This window comes from Microbacterium testaceum (genome assembly GCF_001476655.1).
Classification (GTDB): Bacteria; Actinomycetota; Actinomycetes; order Actinomycetales; family Microbacteriaceae; genus Microbacterium; species Microbacterium testaceum_C.
The window spans coordinates 1-18,292 of the sequence record NZ_LDRT01000011.1 but is presented as its reverse complement, the minus strand read 5'-3'; the positions used below and the strand labels follow the sequence as shown (position 1 = coordinate 18,292).

The 18,292-nt window shown below is 69.1% G+C and carries 19 protein-coding genes; 13 read left to right on the top strand and 6 right to left on the bottom strand.

What is annotated here, in order from left to right; genetic code table 11:
* The first annotated feature begins 77 nt into the window (after positions 1-77).
* From NS220_RS02200 to NS220_RS02190, 3 genes are all read left to right on the top strand, one after another.
* Positions 78-1,694 (top strand): amidohydrolase, encoded by a 1,617-nt coding sequence (locus tag NS220_RS02200; protein ID WP_058622473.1) that lies wholly within the window; start codon positions 78-80, stop codon positions 1,692-1,694.
* 16 nt (positions 1,695-1,710) lie between these two features.
* Complete coding sequence (locus NS220_RS02195; protein ID WP_058622472.1) at positions 1,711-3,066, top strand: APC family permease; 1,356 nt, start codon at positions 1,711-1,713, stop codon at positions 3,064-3,066.
* A gap of 94 nt (positions 3,067-3,160) precedes the next feature.
* Positions 3,161-5,980 (top strand): aminotransferase class III-fold pyridoxal phosphate-dependent enzyme, encoded by a 2,820-nt coding sequence (locus NS220_RS02190; RefSeq protein WP_058622471.1) that lies wholly within the window; start codon positions 3,161-3,163, stop codon positions 5,978-5,980.
* A 15-nt stretch (positions 5,981-5,995) separates the two neighbouring features.
* Here NS220_RS02190 and NS220_RS02185 read toward each other — a convergent pair whose 3' ends face one another.
* Positions 5,996-6,802: a DeoR/GlpR family DNA-binding transcription regulator gene (locus NS220_RS02185; RefSeq protein ID WP_058622470.1), complete on the bottom strand. Its 807-nt coding sequence runs from the start codon at positions 6,800-6,802 to the stop codon at positions 5,996-5,998.
* Positions 6,803-7,035: 233 nt separating this feature from the next.
* Here NS220_RS02185 and NS220_RS02180 point away from each other — a divergent pair, with 233 nt between their 5' ends.
* The 5 genes from NS220_RS02180 (at position 7,036) to NS220_RS02160 (ending at position 12,397) form a co-directional block, all read left to right on the top strand.
* Positions 7,036-8,328, top strand: a complete 1,293-nt coding sequence (locus NS220_RS02180; protein ID WP_058622469.1) for an ABC transporter substrate-binding protein — start codon at positions 7,036-7,038, stop codon at positions 8,326-8,328.
* Positions 8,329-8,401: 73 nt separating this feature from the next.
* Complete coding sequence (locus NS220_RS02175) at positions 8,402-9,331, top strand: carbohydrate ABC transporter permease (protein ID WP_058622468.1); 930 nt, start codon at positions 8,402-8,404, stop codon at positions 9,329-9,331.
* 1 nt (position 9,332) lies between these two features.
* Positions 9,333-10,232: a carbohydrate ABC transporter permease gene (locus NS220_RS02170; RefSeq protein ID WP_081322937.1), complete on the top strand. Its 900-nt coding sequence runs from the start codon at positions 9,333-9,335 to the stop codon at positions 10,230-10,232.
* Between the two features lie 34 nt (positions 10,233-10,266).
* Positions 10,267-11,130, top strand: coding sequence for a ketose-bisphosphate aldolase (locus NS220_RS02165; protein ID WP_058622467.1), 864 nt, complete (start codon positions 10,267-10,269; stop codon positions 11,128-11,130).
* Positions 11,131-11,149: 19 nt separating this feature from the next.
* The gene (locus tag NS220_RS02160; protein WP_058622466.1) at positions 11,150-12,397 is read left to right on the top strand and encodes an ADP-dependent glucokinase/phosphofructokinase; all 1,248 of its coding nucleotides are present in this window, start codon (positions 11,150-11,152) and stop codon (positions 12,395-12,397) included.
* A 45-nt stretch (positions 12,398-12,442) separates the two neighbouring features.
* Here NS220_RS02160 and NS220_RS02155 read toward each other — a convergent pair whose 3' ends face one another.
* Both NS220_RS02155 and NS220_RS02150 read right to left on the bottom strand, forming a co-directional pair.
* Entirely contained in the window at positions 12,443-13,546 is a 1,104-nt protein-coding gene (locus NS220_RS02155) for a hypothetical protein (RefSeq protein WP_058622465.1), read from the bottom strand.
* A gap of 95 nt (positions 13,547-13,641) precedes the next feature.
* Positions 13,642-14,604 (bottom strand): alpha/beta fold hydrolase, encoded by a 963-nt coding sequence (locus tag NS220_RS02150; RefSeq protein WP_058622464.1) that lies wholly within the window; start codon positions 14,602-14,604, stop codon positions 13,642-13,644.
* A 79-nt stretch (positions 14,605-14,683) separates the two neighbouring features.
* Here NS220_RS02150 and NS220_RS02145 point away from each other — a divergent pair, with 79 nt between their 5' ends.
* A complete protein-coding gene (locus NS220_RS02145; RefSeq protein WP_058622463.1) occupies positions 14,684-14,923 on the top strand; it encodes a DUF3072 domain-containing protein in 240 nt (79 codons plus the stop codon).
* Between the two features lie 28 nt (positions 14,924-14,951).
* On the opposite strand, the gene NS220_RS02140 is transcribed toward NS220_RS02145, so the two are convergent.
* Positions 14,952-15,440, bottom strand: a complete 489-nt coding sequence (locus tag NS220_RS02140) for a MarR family winged helix-turn-helix transcriptional regulator (protein WP_058622462.1) — start codon at positions 15,438-15,440, stop codon at positions 14,952-14,954.
* Positions 15,441-15,577: 137 nt separating this feature from the next.
* Here NS220_RS02140 and NS220_RS02135 point away from each other — a divergent pair, with 137 nt between their 5' ends.
* On the top strand, positions 15,578-16,096 hold the full coding sequence (locus tag NS220_RS02135; protein ID WP_058622461.1) for a MarR family winged helix-turn-helix transcriptional regulator: 519 nt from the start codon (positions 15,578-15,580) through the stop codon (positions 16,094-16,096).
* Positions 16,097-16,129: 33 nt separating this feature from the next.
* On the opposite strand, the gene NS220_RS02130 is transcribed toward NS220_RS02135, so the two are convergent.
* A complete protein-coding gene (locus tag NS220_RS02130) occupies positions 16,130-16,447 on the bottom strand; it encodes a DUF7882 family protein (protein WP_058622460.1) in 318 nt (105 codons plus the stop codon).
* A 113-nt stretch (positions 16,448-16,560) separates the two neighbouring features.
* On the opposite strand from NS220_RS02130, the gene NS220_RS02125 reads away from it, so the two are divergent.
* On the top strand, positions 16,561-16,878 hold the full coding sequence (locus tag NS220_RS02125) for a DUF7882 family protein (RefSeq protein WP_058622459.1): 318 nt from the start codon (positions 16,561-16,563) through the stop codon (positions 16,876-16,878).
* A 3-nt stretch (positions 16,879-16,881) separates the two neighbouring features.
* Here NS220_RS02125 and NS220_RS02120 read toward each other — a convergent pair whose 3' ends face one another.
* A complete protein-coding gene (locus tag NS220_RS02120; RefSeq protein ID WP_058622458.1) occupies positions 16,882-17,217 on the bottom strand; it encodes a DUF7882 family protein in 336 nt (111 codons plus the stop codon).
* 117 nt (positions 17,218-17,334) lie between these two features.
* On the opposite strand from NS220_RS02120, the gene NS220_RS19945 reads away from it, so the two are divergent.
* Positions 17,335-17,475 (top strand): hypothetical protein, encoded by a 141-nt coding sequence (locus NS220_RS19945; protein WP_193755246.1) that lies wholly within the window; start codon positions 17,335-17,337, stop codon positions 17,473-17,475.
* A gap of 43 nt (positions 17,476-17,518) precedes the next feature.
* Complete coding sequence (locus tag NS220_RS02115; RefSeq protein ID WP_058622457.1) at positions 17,519-18,196, top strand: GTP pyrophosphokinase; 678 nt, start codon at positions 17,519-17,521, stop codon at positions 18,194-18,196.
* Positions 18,197-18,292 lie beyond the last annotated feature (96 nt).

Here is an 18,292-nt window from a genome sequence, read left to right as displayed (position 1 = left end):
CGCCGTTCGGGGGACGCCGTAGCGTTCTTAAAACCTACGCTGTATGTTTCTCTCAGCGTGGTCTCGAGGAGGTTTCCATGGCGGTCGTGGTGTTCACGAACGGTGCGATCCGGGTCGCCGGGTCCACAGCCGACGTCGACCGACTCGTCGTGATCGACGGGATCGTGGCATCCGACGATCTCGCGGTTCCCGCGGATGCTGAGATCGTCGACCTCGAGGGCGGCATGCTTCTCCCCGCCTTCCGTGACGGGCACGCCCACCCCCTTCTCGCCGGACGCGAACGGCGCGGCCCCGAGCTGCGCGACGCGACCACCGTCGCCGAGATCCGCGAGCGGGTACGCACGTGGGCCGCGACCTGCGATGACCCGTGGCTCATCGGCGGCAGCTACGACGCCACGATCGTGCCGGGCGGGATGTTCGATGCGCGATGGCTCGACGAGGGGGAGGCCGAGCGTCCCGTCGTCCTGCACTCGTGGGACTACCACACGGTCTGGGTCAACACCGCGGCGCTGAAGGCGGCGGGACTGGATGCCGAGACCCCCGACCCCACGCGGGGGCGCATCGTCCGCCGACCCGACGGATCGCCGCTCGGCACGCTCGTCGAGCGACCGGCGATCGACCTCGTTCTCGACCACGCCCCGCAGCCCTCGGTGGAGGCGGACGTGGACGCCCTGGCCTGGGCGACCGAGCGGCTCGCGGAGCACGGGATCGCGTGGGTCCAAGAGGCGTGGACCGAGCTCCGCGACCTTCCCGCATGGGTCGCGGCGGCCCGTCGGGGTCGGCTGGCCGTCGACGTCGATCTGGCTCTGCGCGCGGACCCCGAACGGTGGCCGGAACAACTGGTCGACCTGCGCCGCGCCGCCGACGAGATCGTGGGGGTGGACGGTCTGACGGCGCGCACGGTGAAGTTCTTCGTCGACGGCATCCTCGAGAACCACACGGCCCACCTCATCGACTGCTACCACGACGCCCACACGCGCGGTCTGCCGAACTGGCAGCCGGAGCAGCTCGGCGCGGCGGTCGCCGCGTGCGACGCCGCGGGGTTCGACATCCATCTCCACGCGATCGGCGACGCCGCGGTACGCGCCGCGATCGGCTCTGCCGAGGGCATCCGTGAGAGCCTCGGTCGCGGGCGTCGCCTCACGATCGCCCATGCACAGGTCGTCGACCCGGCCGATCTCCCGCGTCTCGCCGACCTCGACGTGACCTTCTGCTTCCAGCCGCAGTGGGCCGTCGCCGATGCGGTGATGACCGAGCTGACGCTCCCGCGCCTCGGTCCCGCGCGGGAACGGCAGTACCGCATGCGCGCCGCGCGGACCGCCGGCGCGCGAGTGAGCTTCGGCAGTGACTGGCCGGTCACCTCGCCGGACGTCCTCCTCGGCCTGCGCACCGCGGTCACCCGGCAGGACGGACACGGGCTGCCCGCCGGGGGCTGGCAGCCCGAAGAACGACTCACCCTCGACGAAGCCCTGGACGCCGCCACGAGCGGCGTCGCGTGGCAGGCCGGCGACGATGCCCACCGCGGCACTCTGCTCCCCGGCATGACCGCCGACCTCGTCTGGCTCGACCGTGACATCCGACGCGGGCCGGCCGACCGCATCGCCGACGCCCGCATCCGCGGAACCTGGCGACGCGGCCTCCGCACCTTCGCGGCACCGGCGCTCGCCGGCCCCGCCTCCACTCGCCCTTTCTGACCCGAACAGGAAAACCGTGACCTCCTCCGACACCTCGCTCCGGCGAGTCATGGGAGTCCCCTCCCTCGTCATCTTCGGTCTCGCCTACATGGTGCCGCTGACCGTCTTCACCACCTACGGCCTCGTCGCCGTCACGACCGGCGGCCACGTGCCGACCGCCTATCTCGTCACCCTCGTGGCGATGCTGTTCACCGCCTTCAGCTACGCCGCCCTCGTGAAGGCGTTCCCCCGTGCGGGCAGCGCCTACACCTACGCCCGCCGCGCCTTCGGCGGTCACGTCGGCTTCCTCACCGGGTGGTCGCTCATGATCGACTACCTGCTGCTCCCGCTCATCAACTACGTCCTGATGGGGATCTACCTCAACGCCCAACTCCCCGGCATCCCGCCGTGGGTGTTCGCCCTCGCCGGCGTCCTGCTGATCACCGGACTCAACATCGTCGGCATCACCGTCGTGCGAAACGCCAACCTCGTGCTGGTGGGCCTGCAGCTCGTGTTCGCCGCGGTGTTCGTCGTGTGCGCCGTGCTCCACACCCTGCAGAGCCCCGGCGTCTCGCTGCTGCAGCCGCTCTACGACGCCGGGCTCACCTTCCCCGGCCTTCTCGCGGGTGCGGCCATGCTCGCCCTGTCCTTCCTCGGCTTCGATGCCATCTCGACCCTGTCCGAGGAAGCCCGCGACCCGCAGCGCACGGTTCCGCGCGCGATCATCCTCACCACGATCATCGGCGGGCTCATCTTCACCGTCATCGCGTACGTGTCGACCCTGGTGATCCCGAACGTCGCCGACATCGCGAACCCGGATGCCGCCGCCAACCAGATCATGGAGGTCGCCGCCGGCCGCTGGCTCGAGCTGTTCTTCCTCATCGCCTACATCGCCGGCTGCATCGCCGCCGCCCTCGCCTCCCAGGCGAGCGTGTCGCGCATCCTGTTCGCAATGGGCCGCGACGGCGTGCTCCCGGGTTTCTTCGCCCGCCTCAGCACGCGGTACCGGACGCCGATCGGCGCGGCGATCTTCGTCGGGGTCGTCTCGCTCGCCGCCCTCTTCGCGGATCTCAACACCGTGGCCTCGCTCATCAGCTTCGGAGCGCTCGCGGCCTTCTCGCTCGTCAACCTCTCGGTGATCAAGCACTTCCTGTTCGATGAGGGCCTGCGCGCAGGAGCCGCGATCCTGCGGTACGGCGTGCTGCCCGCGCTCGGATTCGCGCTCACGGCCTGGCTGTGGTTCAGCCTGTCGCCGCTCGCTCTGACGGTCGGACTGGTGTGGATCGGCGTCGGCGTCGTGTGGCTCGCGGTCCTCACCCGCGGGTTCCGTCGCCGCCCGCCGGAGGTCGAGTTCGACGACGAGGTCGAGAGGCCCGAACGTATCCCCGCGTGATCGTCGGTGACGCGGCATCCTGGAGGAGTCCGGATGCCGCGTCGCCTCCCGCATTCCTCACCCGTCCCACCTGTTCTGCACCTGAGAGCTCCCCATGACCTCGTTCGATTACTTCGCCCACGGCGAGCTGCCGACCCCCACACTTCCCACCGACGAGGCTCGCGCGCTGATGCGCGAGGTCCACGGGGTCGACGTCGACCTCCGCTCGCTCGGCAGTCAGCAGGACCAGAACTTCCTCGTCACCCCCGCCGCGGGCGGCGACCCCCTCGGCGTGCTGAAGATCAGCAATCCGGTCTTCAGCGAGTCCGAGATCGAGATGCAGGATGCCGCGGCGGCGGTCGTCGCGCGCGCCGAACCGTCGCTGCGGATCCCGCGGATCGTCGAGGGCCCCCGTGGCCCGATGTCCGGGTGGTGGGAGACCTCCCAGGGGCGTCTGCACGCGCGCGTCATCTCGTTCGTCTCGGGCAGGACGCTGACGGGATCGGGCTACCTGTCGCCCCGGGTCGTCGAGCGCCTCGGCGAGCTCTCGGCTGCGGTGAGCGTGGCCCTGGCGAACGAGACGCATCCCGCTTCGGGCCGCGTCCTGCAGTGGGACCTCCGTCACGCCGAACGCGCGATCGCGGAGATCTCCGAGACCGAGCCGGATGCCGACATCCGCGCCTTCACCGCCGAGGCCACCGCTCGCGCGCTGGCCGCGCTCGCACCGGTCTCCGACGCCCTGCCGCGCCAACTCGGGCACTACGACGTCACCGACGACAACGTGCTCCGCCCGGACGGCATCCGGACCCTCCCCGATGCCGTCATCGACTTCGGTGACGTGATCGACTCGTGGGCGGTCGGTGAGATCGCCGTGACCGTCTCGTCGGTGCTGCACCACGCCGGGGGCTCGTACCGCACGGCGCTCCCCGCCATCGCGGCCTTCGACCGCCGGCGCCCCCTCTCGGACGACGAGATCACCGCGCTTTGGCCGCTCGTCGTGCTGCGCGGGGTCGTCCTCGTGCTGAGCGGCCGTCAGCAGGTGCGCCTCGACGAGGCGAACGACTACGCCAGCGGGGCTCTCGACCGCGAGTTCTCGATCCTCCGCCGCGCGACCGCCGTTCCCATCGAGGTCGCGACCGCGCGCATCCGGCATGCCCTCGGTCGCCCCGCCGCAGCGACCCCCGAGTGGACCGGCGAAGCGCTGCTACCCAATCCCGATCGGGCGGTGATCCTGGATGCCGGAACCCTGTCACCACTGGCCGATGAGGGGGCGTGGTTCGAGGAGGACGCCGTCGAGCGAGCGGCGCAGCATCTGCTCGACGAGGGAGCCGAGGTGGTCGTGCTCCCGGCGCTGCGTCCCGTGCTCCTGGGCGCCCCTTCTCGCACACCGAACGCGCCCGCGACCGTGCCGACCGCGGCGTCCGTGTGGTTCGCGCAGCCGACCGCGCTGCGGGTCCCGGCGGGGCTGAGCGTGCGGCACGGAGAGACGGAGATCGACGGCGAGGCTCCGGCGCGGTCCCGTGTCGACGTGCTCTTCGCGACGCTCGATCCGGCCGAGGTCCCCGCGACGGTCCCGGCCGCGGACCTGCCGGGATGGCGCGGCGTCGTCGGCGACGCCACGCGCGCTCTCGGTGTCGACGCCGCCGTCGAGGTCGAGGACGACCTCCTCGACCGACGCGAAGCCGTCGTCGCCGAGGTGCAGGAGCACTACTACGCCCGTCCGCCCCGCATCGAGCGCGGGTGGCGGGAGTACCTCGTCGACGTCGACGGTCGCGTCTACCTCGACATGGTCAACAACGTCGCCTCGGTGGGGCACGCGCACCCCCGCATCGCCGCCGCCGTCGCCCGCCAGACCCGCCTGCTGAACACGAACTCGCGCTTCCACTACGCCGCGATCACGCGCTATGCCGAGCGTCTGGCATCCACGCTCCCCGACGAGCTCGACACGGTGTTCTTCGTCAACTCCGGGTCGGAGGCGGTGGATCTGGCGATCCGTCTCGCCCTCGCGGCGACCGAGCGCCGCGACGTGGTCGCCATGGCCGAGGCGTACCACGGCTGGACCTACGCGAGCGATGCCGTCTCGACCTCGATCGCCGACAACCCCCACGCCCTCGAGACCCGCCCCGAGTGGGTGCACACCGTCGAGGCCGCGAACTCCTACCGCGGTCGCCACCGGGGAGCGGATGCCGCCGCCTACGCGCCCGAGGCGGCCGCGCGGCTGCGCGCGCTCGCCGCGGAGGGAAACCCGCCCGCCGCCTTCCTCAGCGAGACGTTCTACGGCAATGCGGGTGGCGTCGCGCTGCCCGACGGCTACCTGAAGCAGGTGTACGCGACCGTGCGCGAGCTCGGTGGCCTCGCCATTGCGGACGAGGTGCAGGTGGGCTTCGGACGCCTGGGCTCGTGGTTCTGGGGCTTCGACCAGCAGGGAGTGGTCCCCGACATCGTGGCGGTCGCGAAGTCGATCGGGGCGGGCTTCCCGCTCGGGGCGGTCATCACGCGCCGCGAGATCGCCGACCGCTACCGCACCCAGGGATACTTCTTCTCCTCCACGGGCGGTTCGCCGCTGTCGTCCGTCGTCGGTCAGACCGTGCTCGACATCATCGACGAGGAGCAGCTGCAGGAGAACGCGCGGGTCGTCGGCGCGCACCTCAAGGCGCGTCTCGAGGCGCTGGGCGATCGGCATCCGATCGTCGGCACCGTCCACGGAGCGGGGCTGTACCTGGGGTTGGAGTTCGTGCGCGATCGCGCGATCCTCACCCCGGCGACCGAAGAGACCGCCGCGATCTGCGACCGTCTCCTCGAGCTCGGCGTGATCATGCAGCCCACCGGCGACCACCAGAACGTGCTGAAGATCAAGCCTCCGCTGTGCGTGACGCGGGACTCGGCCGACTACTTCGTCGACATGCTCGACCGGGTGCTGTCGACGGGGTACTGACGGCCGCCGGCGAGGTCAGGGAGTGACGACCGTCACCCCGGCCTCGGCGAGCGCGGCCGCGAGCTCGGGAGAGGGCGGGGCGTCGGTGATGAGATAGTCGGCCTTCTCGAGCGGGGCCACCTGTGCGAACAGACGGCGGTCGAGCTTGGTCGAGTCGGCGAGGATCGCCGTGCGGTCGGCGCGCTGGATCATCTCGCTCATCATCGTCGCGTCGCCGAGGTTGCTGGTCGAGAACCCCGAGGCGTCCACCGCGCCGACCGCGATGAGCGCGTAGTCGCAGCGGATGTCGACCTCGGGGGTGTGCGAGTTCATCGCCAGCGTCACCGGCCCCGTCGTCGCCTGCGTGATGGTGCGGACTGCGCCGCCGAAGATGTAGAGGTCGCGGAAGACGCTCGGCGAGATCTCCGCCGGAATGCGCAGGTTGTTCGTCGCGATCGTGAGATTGCGGTGGTTGCGCAGCGCGCGCGCGACCGCGAGGGTCGTCGTGCCGGCGTTGAGCATCAACACGGACCCGTCCTCGATCAGGTCGACGGCCAGGGTGGCGATGCGCTCCTTCTCGGCGATCTGCATCTGCAGGCGGACGTCGAGTCCGCGGTCGCGGCCGGGGACCGACATCGCGCTCACGGCCCCGCCGTGCGTGCGCACGACGATTCCCTCTCGATCGAGCTGGTCGAGGTCGCGGCGCACGGTGTCGATCGACACCCCGAAGTGGGACGCGAGGTCGACGACGGTCACCTGCCCCGATTCGGCGACGTAGGCCGCCAGTTCCGCTTTCCGTCCCGCCGGGAGTCGTCGCTTCGTCGAGGCCGTGTGTCCGTCCATGCGGTTATCTCTAGCACAGGGGAGGCCGTGAAACCGCATCTGTGGACGGAAAACCGCACGTAACGGCAGTAACCCGGCTTCTTTCGCCGCTTTTCGCGCCGTTCGACGCCGCAATAATCACGAATGTGCATCAGCTTCTTGACGACTACCGCAAGTCGGCGCATACTCATGCTTAAAGCAGCAAGAACGCGCAGAACAGCGCGAAATACAGCAGATCTCAACGAGGAGAAACGATGGACAACAGCGGGCGCCGGCGTCGGAACGCCATCAAGCTCGTCGGTGTCGCAGCAGCGGCCACGACCCTCCTGGCCATGGCGGGGTGCTCGTCGAACACCTCGGCCACCTCGGCCGACGGGGACGTCACGATCGAGTTCGCGCAGTGGTGGGAGCCGGAGCTCGGCGACGGCCAGTTCCGCGGTCTCATGGACCAGTTCGAGAAGGAGAACCCCGGCATCAAGGTCGACCTGGTGAGCGGCCCGTACGCCTCCACCAAGGAGCAGCTTTTCGCCGGCGCGGCATCCGGAACCATGCCCGACGTCGTCGGTCTCGACGGAGCGTGGGTGAGCGACTTCGCCAAGCAGGGCGTCATCGCCGACCTGTCGAAGCTCATGAGCGACTCCGGATACGACGAGAGCCAGCTCGCCAGCCAGATCAAGGTCGACGGCAGCACCTACATGATCCCGGTCGTGAACTTCGTCTACCCGATGTTCACCAACGACGGCCTCCTCTCGCAGGCGGGCGTCTCGGCCCCGCCCTCGACGCGCACCGAGTTCGCCGACGCGGCGAAGAAGATCAAGGCGCTCGGCGGCGACGTCTCGGGCTGGGTTCTCCCGCTCTCGCTCGAAGCCCCGAACGGCGTCCAGAACGACGTCATGTCGTGGGTCTGGGCCTCGGGCGGATCGATGCTGAAGGACGGCCAGCCCGACCTGACCAACTCCGACGTCTCGTCGGCGACCGACTACATCCAGCAGCTCTGGGACGACGGCGTCATCGCCCCCGGATCCTTCACCATGAAGGAGCAGGACAAGGTCGAGGAGTTCACCAACGGCCGCGTCGGGATGATGATCGACTCGCTCGCGCACATCAACCTGATCCGCGAGTCCAACCCCGACCTGAAATTCTCCATCTCGGCCATCCCGGCCGAGGACGGCTTCTCCGGCGAACGCGGCATCCCCTACGCCTCGTGGGGCATCGGCGTGGCCGAGAACTCCGAGCACAAGGACGCCGCTTTCAAGCTCGTGCAGTTCCTGATGAGCAAGGACGTCAACAGCGAGCTGTCGACGATGGCGAAGGCCTTCCCGGGCAACACCGAGAGCGTGCCCACCTTCGTCGAGGACGACGAGCTGTTCAAGACGGCCTTCGACATCTACAAGAAGGGATACCCGGCGAACGAGTTCACCGGTCTCCCCGTCGCCGAGGAGCTCATGCGCCAGTTCGGCGAGCAGTTCCAGTCCGCGCTCGACGGTCAGCAGTCCATGAGCGACGCGCTGAAGAAGTCGCAGGACGAATGGACGTCGGAGTTCTGATCCGACCCTGATCCGGGATGCCGCACCGCCCGCGCGGGTGGTGCGGCATCCCGCTCATCGAAAGCCGCACACCATGACCATGCGCACTCTCACTCCCCCCGACACCGAGCTGATCGTCACCGGACGACCCGCCTCGCGCCGCACCCGCCAGCTCCGTAAGGCGGGCGAGGCGTACGTCTTCCTCTCGCCCACCCTGATCCTGCTGTTCGTCCTGATGATCGTCCCGATCGTCATGGTCATCGGCTACTCGTTCCAGGACAACGTCATCCTGAACAAGAGCCCCGACCTGGTGGGCGTCGACAACTACGTCGCGATTCTCACCGACCCGGGCTTCTGGAAGGCCACGGGCAACACCCTCTTCTTCACGTTGACCAGCGTCGCCGCCCACCTCGTCCTGGGCCTCACCTTCGCGATGCTGCTGAACAGCCGGCTCATCGGCGCCGTGCCCCGCGCCGTCTTCCGCGGCCTCTACGTGCTCCCCTGGCTGTTCACGGTCGCCGTCATCGCGGTGCTGTGGCGCATGCTGCTCGCCCCGAACGGCATCGTCAACTTCCTGCTGAACACGAACATCGAGTGGCTCGCGTCGCCGCAGCTGGCCCTCGGCACGGTCACCTTCATCAACATCTGGGCCGGCTACCCGTTCTTCATGGTCAGCCTGCTCGCGGGCCTGCAGGGCATCCCGAGCGACCTGTACGAGGCCGCCACCGTCGACGGGGCGAGCCCCGCGCAGCGGTTCTGGAACGTCACCGTCCCGCAGCTGCGTCCGATCATCGTCAGCCTCGTGCTGCTCGACCTCATCTGGACCTCGCAGCAGTTCGCCCTCATCTGGCTGACCACCGGCGGCGGTCCCATCGACGTCACCGAGATGCTCAGCACGTTCACCTACAAGCTCGCGTTCGCGAAGTACGACTTCTCCATGGCATCCACCTCGGCGGTGCTGGTGCTGGCGATGTCGATGATCATCGCGGTGCTCTACGTCCGCCACCAGAAGGCGAGGGACTGACATGGCCCTGACCACCCCCGCGCGGCCGCGCACCGCGGCCGCACCCGCGCCCCGGCGCACGACGAACAGCCGCACGCGTCGCCGTCTCGCCCAGGCCGGCGTGCTCATCGGCCTGCTGATCGGAGCCGTCTTCGCCGCCGGTCCCGTGCTGTGGATGCTGTCGAGCTCGTTCAAGTCGAACACGCAGATCTTCGAACTGCCGCCGCGCCTGATCACCGACACCTTCTCGTTCGACGCGTACGTGTCGATCTTCACCAACCCCGAGACGGTGCGGTTCTTCATCAACAGCTACGTGGTGGCCGGGGCCGTGACGATTCTGACGCTGCTCGTCGCCATCCAGGCCGCGTACGCGTTCAGCCGCTTCGAGTTCCGCGGCAAGCGCATCGTCAACGTCATCATCGTCAGCGTTCAGGCGGTGCCGCCGATCACGCTGCTCATCCCGTACTTCGGCCTGATGGTCGGGCTCGGGCTGTACAACACCTACCCGGGCCTGATCTTCACCTACATGGTGTTCACGCTGCCCTACGCGATCATCATGATGACCGGCTACTTCAACACGCTCCCCAAGGAGCTCGACGAGGCCGTCCGCGTCGACGGGGCCGGCTCCTTCACCGCCCTGTGGCGCGTTCTCGTGCCGATCTCGATCCCGGGCATCGTGTCGGTCGGCATCTACACCTTCATGATCGCGTGGAACGAGTTCCTGTTCGCGCTCACCCTCACGCGCACGATCGACATGCGCACGGTGCCGATCGGCATCCAGCTGCTCATGGGACAGCACTCCTACGAGTGGAACCAGATCATGGCGATGAGCATCCTCGGCTCGATCCCGGTGCTGGTGCTCTTCCTCTTCTTCCAACGCTTCTTCATCAGCGGCCTCACGGCCGGCTCGGTGAAGAGCTGATCCCGCCTACCCACCCCCGAACAAGGAGAAATCCGTGCTCTACACCGGCAAGTCCATCCTCGACGTGGCGAACGCCCACAGCTTCGCCATCCCGGCCTTCAACATCAGCGACTGGGCGATGTTCACCGGGATCATGGACATCAGCGAGGAGAAGAACGCTCCGGTCATCATCGCCATCCACCCCGACGAGGTCTCGCACATCACGACCGACCTCATCCCCGCGATGCACGCCCGCGCGCACCGCTCGAGCGTCCCCGTCGCGATCCACTGGGACCACGGCGGAACGTACGAGCAGATCGTCGCCGCGATCCAGGCGGGCTTCACCTCGGTCATGATCGACGCGTCGCTGGAGCCGTTCGAGCAGAACGTCGCCCTCACCCGCAAGGTCGTCGAGGCGGCGCACGCCGTGGGCGTGCAGGTCGAGGGCGAGCTCGGCACGATCGGCGCGAACGACAGCTACGGCGAGTCGGGCGCGGCCGAGATCATCTACACGAACGTCGACGACGCGGTGCGCTTCGTCGAGCAGACCGGCGTCGACAGCCTCGCGATCGCCATCGGCACCTCGCACGGGCTCTACCCCTCCGACAAGAACCCCGAGCTGCGCCACGATCTGCTCGAGCAGATCAAGGCGGCCGTCGGCATCCCGCTGGTGCTGCACGGCGGATCCAGCAACCCGGATGCCGAGCTCTCGCGCGCCGTGTCGCTCGGCATCAACAAGATCAACATCTCGAGCGACATCAAGGTGGCGTACCACGACCGCATGCGCGAGGTGCTCGGCACCGACCGGCGCCTGCGCGAGCCCAACGCGATCCAGCCCGAGTGCATCGCGGCGATGAAGGTGACCGCGGCCGAGAAGATCGACCTGTTCGGCGCCGCCGGCAAGGCCGACCTGTACTGACCGGAGGATGATCGGCGCCATGGCAGATGACCTCGTCCTCGGACTCGGCGGGACCGTCGACTACGAGATCCGATGGGATGCCGCCGTCCTGTCCGCGCTCGCGGAGGGGTACGGCATCCGTTCCGACGAGCTGACCACCACGACGCCGATCATCGACGAGCGGGCGCTCGTCGTGACGGTGCTCGCCTTCCTCGCCACGGGCGGGGGAGGCGAGCGCTTCGTCCTGTCCAGCGACATCGTCGAGCGCTTCGCCGCGCACTTCGAGGTCGAGACCACCCTCGGGGGGACGGGGGTGCGGGCCGGGATCGCCCTCGACCGCATCGGCGTCCCGACCGTGCAGCACCTCGTGAGCATCGACGACACGGTGCGGCGGCTGCTCCCGCGGTCGATGCGCGTGGTGTCGTCGGCCACGCGCGACACGCTCGACCCGCACCTGATCGTGCAGTACCCCGCGGGCGCGATCGTGCGTCTTCTCGACGGGGAGGTGAGCGCGCCCTCGTCGAACCGGATCATCTTCGCCGACGACGCCCCGAACCGCGAGATGGCGATCGCCCCCGCCCTCGGCGACGCGCTCGCGGACGCCGCGGCCTTCCTGGTGTCGGGGTTCAACACGATGCAGGATGCCGACCTGCTGCAGCGGCGGCTCGACGACCTCGTGGCGGCGATGACCCGGCTGCCACCCGATGCGCTCGTGTACTACGAGGACGCCGGGTTCTATCGGCGCGAACTCTCCGGCGCGGTGCGCGGGCGGCTCCTCGATCGCATCGATGTGTACGGCATGAACGAGGACGAGCTGCAGGAGTACCTGGGCCGCGCCGTCGACCTGCTCGACGTCGACGACGTCGCCGACGCGCTCGCCGAGATCCACGTCCTCATCCCCGCCCGGGCCGTCGTCGTGCACACGAGGTACTGGGCGATCGCGGTCGGCCCGAATGCGGGGGCGCATCGCGCGGCTCTCGACAGCGCGGTGTGCACCGCGGCGACGCGGTACCGACTCGGCGACGCGTGCACCGCAGCCGACCTCGACGAGACGGCGCGGTTTCCGCGTCATGCGGGAGGTGCGGCGGTCGTCGCGGCTGCCGAGGAGCGTCTCCGCGCGACGGGGGTGGCCGCGTTCGTGGTCGACACGGCCGCTCCCACCACGATCGGCCTGGGAGACACGTTCGTCGGCGGCTTCCTCGCGGCGGTCCCGGCGGCGGCCCGTGTCGCGACAGCGGCGGCTCTGGAACGCGCGCTCGACACCGCGGCCATCACGTCGCGACGGTGACCCGTCCGCGAGCGGATGCCGCGCGGTGCCGGTCCGCCACCGCCGTCACCGCGTCGCCGTGTCGGCGTCCGGATCCGAGAACGGGCCGCACGCCGCGATCACCCGCCGCAGGCTCACCGCCGCCTCCCACGCGTCGAGGGGCTCCTCCGGGGCGGCGAGAGCGCGGAGGCGATCGGTGTAGGCGGTCAGCGCCCGCTCCGCCTCGTCGAGCTGCTCCGCGGTCGCGTCGGGATCCGGGGGAGTGGTGACGAGGCGCGAGACGGCCTCGATCGCCCCGGCCAGGGCGCGGCGGGCGTCGTCGGGGATGCGGGTCTCGACGTCCGGCCCCGCCGTCAGGCGGGACAGGGATGCCGACAGTTCCCGCGTCGCGTCGGCGGTCCCCGTCAGGGCGTCCAGTCGTCGGCGGTTGAGGTCGCGGGGAGCCTGCAGGCGGCGGCCTCGGGGGTTGTAACGACGACTCTCGTCGGCGAGCTCGACCTCTTCGCGGACGTCGGCGAGTGTGCCCGTGAGCCCCGCGGTCGCCCTGTCGGCGGCATCCGGATCGAAGGCGTGCCCGGCCAGGGAGTCCGCGATGCGGTGCAGCGCCGCGCCCAGCTCATCGCGGAGCTGCGCGAGTCGATCGTCGGCGCGCGTGATCCGCAGGGGCGGGACCACGACAAGATTCACCGCGACCCCGACCAGCACTCCGAACGCCATCGTGATGAGGTACGACGACGAGTAACCGTCGGGGTCGGCGCCGCCGAGGAGGAGGACGAAGAGCCCCGCGATCGCCACCCAGTCGCGGCCGACGCCGAGCGCCCGAACCCCGGCGAGCAGGACCCCGATAAGGATGACGATCGCGACCGCGACGATGCGGGCCAAGCCCGCGCCGACCACCGCGAGGCTCCCGAGGCCGAGACCGATGCCGAGGGCGAGGCCGACCACGGCTTGCGCGCCGCTCGTTGCCGAGCGCGCGACGGTGGGGTACATGCTCACCAGGACGCCGAGCGGGGCGTAGTACGAGTACTCGCTCTGCGCGAAGGGCACCAAGGGAGCGAGGTACCAGGCGAGGGCCGCGGCGGCGGCCGTCTTGGCGGCGAGCAGGAGGCGATCAGCGGAGATCGCGTCGTGCCACCAGCGGCGAGGATCGAGTGAGGGGGAGAGTCTCATGACGCACGCGGGCGAGGGCGGAACAGCACCAGCCCATGCTCCGGGCGACGAGCCGGTCGGTCGCGGGGGTTGCCGTCCGGCTCGCCGCGAGGTAGCTACCGGCCGGGCCGGTAGGCCTCCCACAGCACGCGCGCGTGCTGTGCCTTGGCCCGTCCGACGCCCGTCTCGTCCTTGCGGACGGCGCTGATCCACTCCGCGAGCCTGCTCGCCATGGCGCCCAGCACCATGCGCACATCCGCGTGCCGCGCCGGAGGCACGGCGGCCTCGGCGGCCGGCATCCGCCCCTTCGGACCGAGCTCGTCGCGCACGTGCGCCATCGTGAGGCGGGCGATGCCGACCGCGTGGCTGTTCACCACGCAGTGCGCGGCCCCCTCGATCTCCCATCGGCGGGCGGAGCGCGCGCGCGACACGAGCCTCGAATGCAGGCGGCGCGGCGACGGGCGGTCGAACTCGCCGCGGATGAGCAGCAGACGCGCCCGCGCCTGGACGATGCGATCCGAGATCCGATACCGCAGCATGTGCGGCAGCGTCTCGAAGAAGTAGAGGAACCCGCACAGCAGGTAGGCCGAGACGGCGAGAAGGGCGATGTGCTGGGACTCGCGGGCGGTGGACTGCGCGAACCGGACAGCCTGCACCCCCATTCGCGCCTCTCCCTCGTCGACGACCGGACTCACCAGCACCGCGTGGGACAGGTCTCGGCGCGTGAGGACCTCGGTGACGACCTGCGTCCCCATCGAGTGGCCGATGAGCACGGGGTCTCGCAGACCGTAGTGGTCGAGCACGCCCTCGACCTGGTCGGCGAAGAACGCGGCCGTCGGTTGTTCTCCGGATGCCGGGACCCCGGCGAAACCGGGGAGGTCCAGCGCGTAGACATCGCCCTCGGATGCCAGCAGGGGCGCGAGGAACTCGAAATAGGTCGACGCGACCCCGATCCCCGCGACGAGGACGAAAGCTCTTCCGGTGTCCGCTCCGGTCGACACGCGCGTCACGCGCGTGCGCGCGTCACCGCGTCGGTAGGTCTCGACCTGGACGTCGGTGGGAGGCGGGTCGCTCGTCATCGATCCAGGATGCCGCACCCGCCTGGGCGCCCTGTCAATCCCGCGGACGGTGTCGGAGCTCACGCCTAACCTCGGGGCCATGAGCGATTCCTCCCGTGAAGAAGAGACCCTGGGTGCCGTCCGCGACGGAGAGAACCCGGCTGAGAAGGACCCCTCGGACTGGGTCACCGGCGACGAGCCGATGACGGCGCCGCAGCGGAGCTACCTCGACACCCTCGCGCGCGAGGCCGGCGAAGAGATCCCCGCCGACCTCACCAAAGCCGAGGCGTCCGAGCAGATCGACCGTCTCCAGTCGGCCACCGGCCGAGACTCGGCCTGACCGCGGAGCGTCCCGTTCGCTCTGCGCGTCAGGTCGAGCGGGACGCGACGTCGGCCGAGGCGATGCCGTCGACGTGCTGCTTCTCGACGCGAGCGATGTCGTCGAGGAAGTCGGCGACGATACGACGCTCGGAAGCGTCGAGCTTCGCTGCGGCCGTGGCGACCGAGGCGCGGCGCACCGACAGGACACGGCGCGCCGGCGACTCGGGGTCGATGGTCGCGCGCACCACGATCGACCGTCGATCGCCCGGATAGGGCTCGCGGGCGACCCATCCGGCTTCCGCGAGGCGGTCGATGAGGGTCGTGGTCGCGGCAGAGGTGATGCCGAGCATGTCGGCGAGCAACCGCGGTGTCACCGGGTCGTCGTCTTCGCTGCGCTCGAGAAGGAAGCGCAGGACTTTCGCGTCGTTGGGGCCGATGCCCAGAGACTGCAGGGCGGCGCGCTCCGAGATCGCGCTGGAGTCGGTGAGGTCGCTGAGAGCCTTCACCACATCATCTGCCGTGGCCGTGCGCCTCATGTCACCTCCCGTGAACCCTCGCGGAGCTACTGTCTCGATGTCCTATCAACTAGTTAGCCGATGTATGTCTTCATGCTACCCGTCCTTCTCGCGCAGCGGCAGGGGCCTGGACAGCGGCGCTGACATAGGATGCCGGGGTGGAAGACGGCTCGCAGTCGTCGCGCTACTGGTACGGCGCGACAGAGGAAGATCGTCGGCGTCGTGCCGTCGAGGTCCTACAGGCCTTTCGTGTCTATCGCGCCGCAGAGGTCGCCATGCGCCGTCGTACGCGTGAGGCGATGTCGATGGGCGAGAACGACCTCCTCGTCCTGCGCTACCTCCTGCGCGCCGCGGGTCAGGATCGTCACGTGACGCCCGCGGAACTCACGCGTTATCTCGGGGTGTCCACCGCGTCGACCACCGCGATCATCGATCGGCTCGAGAAGTCCGGTCACGTCACCCGCGTGCCGCACCCCACGGACCGGCGCAGCGTCCGGATCGTGTCGACCGCGGCCAGTGACGCCGAGGTGCGCGCGACGCTCGGCTCGATGCACACGCGCATGATGGCAGCCGTGTCCGATATGACGACCGAGGAGTGCGACGTCGTCATCGCGTGTCTCGGGCGCCTCCAAGATGCGGTCGACCAGGTCGACCCGGTCGAGGAAGCCGCGCACTGACGGACGACCCGTACGACCTGCGCGGGAGGTCGCTCAGGGGTTCGGGGTCTCGGTCCCGGGCTCGGGGACGACGAGAAGACCTCCGGAGGAGTTTGCCGAGTTCGCCAGTTCCTCCACCCAGGCGCGGCTGAGAAGTGCCGGTTCCGGCTCGTCGAAGACGAACCGAAGGGGAATGGAGGGGTGCAGCCATACCGTGCTGCGTCCCACTTCCTGGCCTGGCCCGTGGGTCCACGACAGGGTGAAGCTCTCTCCGCGACGGAGCTTGGTCGCGATGACGACCTTGAGGTGCGCCAGCGCGCGGTCTTCCATTTCGATCGGCGTCGCGACGTCGCCGTAGTAGAGCGTTCCCACACAAGAACGCTACCCACGTCGCCGCGAGGGGATCGAAGGGGTTGATTTCCGCTCCGCAGGCATGGCACGCGCCAAACGGAGCGAATCTGCGTTCCTCGGATAGGCTCGATTCCATGGGTAGATTCATCTACGACACCGTCGCCAACGCCGTCGATATCGATGACCGTACGTTGGCTCATCTGCGCATCGTGGTCATGAACAAGCTGCGCCGCTCGGAGTCGTTCATGTTCGACGTCGAAGTCGGCGACGGCAGTGGTCGCCGCAGCTTCTGGATGCACCCCTCCGTGCCGATCCAGTTCCACTTCTACGGCAGCCGTCAGCCGCGCATCAACCGCGTGTGGGTCGAAGACCTCATGCTCGCGGCATCCGGTCCCAACGGATTGGCGATCACGCCGGAACCCTCCGAGGACAGCTCGCCCGACGAGGCCTGAGGCTCAGCGGGTCGAGGAGTCGCTCGCCGCGTCACGCGAGGGAGCGATGTCTTCGGCGACGAGCATGATGCCCCCCGAGGAGTTCGCCGATTCGGAGAGGCGCTCGATCCATTCCCGGCTCAGCTTCGTGGGCTCGGCGTCGTCGAAGACGAAGCGCAAGGGGATCGCCGGGTGGAGCCAGAGCGTGCTGCGGCCGCGGGGCTCGTCGTCGAGGTGACGCCACGACAACGTGAAGCTCTCACCTCGGCGCAGTTTCGTCGAGATGACGACCTTGAGGTGCGCGAGAGCGCGATCCTCGATATGAACGCTCGTCGAGCTTCCGTAGATGATCGTCCCCATACGTCCAGACTAACCGCGCGCGTCCGTGTGCGATATGTCGTCGGTCCGAGGGTGTCAAGCCACCTCGGCTCGTCGACTCGTGCTGCCACCGTAGAGGTATCCCACGGAAGGATCGCCGTGAACGACCGACACCCCCCGTCGCCGATCGAGCCCGCTGAGGAACCCGCCGACCTCCCCGACGTCTTCGACGGCCTCATCGGAATCGACGTCGTCGACGGCGAACTCGTCCCGCGAGAGTCCGAGCCCCCGCGCGCCTGAGGCTCACAGGCCCCTCGTATCTGCCTTCGCTACCGTCGGCAGCATGGCCGATTCGCTGGACGATCAGCAGATCACCGTCTCGAGTGGGGCGCTTCGTGCGATGCGCGACGAGTTCCAGAGGTTCCTCATGGAGTACCGTTTCGGTCTCGCCGAGGTCGACACGAAGATCGCGATCCTGCGCGAAGAGTTCCAAGAGATGCACGACTACAACCCGATCGAGCACGTCTCGAGCCGGGTCAAGACGCCCGACAGCCTCGTGGACAAGGTGCGGCGCAAGGGCATCGACACCGACTTCGACTCCATCCGCGCCGCGATCACCGACATCGCCGGCATCCGTGTCACGTGCAGCTTCATCGACGACGCGTATCGCCTCTCCGACCTGCTCACGCAACAGGACGACATCACCGTGCGCGACGTGAAGGACTACATCGCCCACCCGAAGGCCAACGGGTACAAGAGCCTGCACGTCATCGTGGAGGTGCCTGTCTTCCTCTCGACAGGGCGGGTGCAGGTGCCCGTCGAGGTGCAGTTCCGCACGATCGCGATGGACTTCTGGGCGAGCCTCGAGCACAAGATCTACTACAAGTACGAGCGCCTCGTCCCCGCTGACCTCCTCGACCAGCTGAAGGATGCCGCCGACACGGCTGCCGAGCTCGACACGCGCATGGAGCAGCTCCACCGCGAGATCCGCGGGCCCCGCCCCGGAGTGGTCTCGATCTGACGCGGGGGTCAGAATGGAGCAATGACCGGCGCAGCGCGAGGCGACGACGACGCGCTCCTGGACGAAGCCGCCGTGGAGCTGCTCGCCCTCCCGCCC

What these genes read in the sequence shown, in the direction of transcription:
- NS220_RS02185 (WP_058622470.1), bottom strand. Translation starts at nt 6,802, where the DNA reads ATGGACGGACACACGGCCTCGACGAAGCGACGACTCCCGGCGGGACGG.
- NS220_RS02145 (WP_058622463.1), top strand. Translation starts at nt 14,684, where the DNA reads ATGAGCGATTCCTCCCGTGAAGAAGAGACCCTGGGTGCCGTCCGCGAC.
- NS220_RS02170 (WP_081322937.1), top strand. Translation starts at nt 9,333, where the DNA reads ATGGCCCTGACCACCCCCGCGCGGCCGCGCACCGCGGCCGCACCCGCG.
- NS220_RS02140 (WP_058622462.1), bottom strand. Translation starts at nt 15,440, where the DNA reads ATGAGGCGCACGGCCACGGCAGATGATGTGGTGAAGGCTCTCAGCGAC.
- NS220_RS02150 (WP_058622464.1), bottom strand. Translation starts at nt 14,604, where the DNA reads ATGACGAGCGACCCGCCTCCCACCGACGTCCAGGTCGAGACCTACCGA.
- NS220_RS02180 (WP_058622469.1), top strand. Translation starts at nt 7,036, where the DNA reads ATGGACAACAGCGGGCGCCGGCGTCGGAACGCCATCAAGCTCGTCGGT.
- NS220_RS02115 (WP_058622457.1), top strand. Translation starts at nt 17,519, where the DNA reads ATGGCCGATTCGCTGGACGATCAGCAGATCACCGTCTCGAGTGGGGCG.
- NS220_RS02155 (WP_058622465.1), bottom strand. Translation starts at nt 13,546, where the DNA reads ATGAGACTCTCCCCCTCACTCGATCCTCGCCGCTGGTGGCACGACGCG.
- NS220_RS02190 (WP_058622471.1), top strand. Translation starts at nt 3,161, where the DNA reads ATGACCTCGTTCGATTACTTCGCCCACGGCGAGCTGCCGACCCCCACA.
- NS220_RS02175 (WP_058622468.1), top strand. Translation starts at nt 8,402, where the DNA reads ATGACCATGCGCACTCTCACTCCCCCCGACACCGAGCTGATCGTCACC.
- NS220_RS02160 (WP_058622466.1), top strand. Translation starts at nt 11,150, where the DNA reads ATGGCAGATGACCTCGTCCTCGGACTCGGCGGGACCGTCGACTACGAG.
- NS220_RS02120 (WP_058622458.1), bottom strand. Translation starts at nt 17,217, where the DNA reads ATGGGGACGATCATCTACGGAAGCTCGACGAGCGTTCATATCGAGGAT.
- NS220_RS02200 (WP_058622473.1), top strand. Translation starts at nt 78, where the DNA reads ATGGCGGTCGTGGTGTTCACGAACGGTGCGATCCGGGTCGCCGGGTCC.
- NS220_RS02125 (WP_058622459.1), top strand. Translation starts at nt 16,561, where the DNA reads ATGGGTAGATTCATCTACGACACCGTCGCCAACGCCGTCGATATCGAT.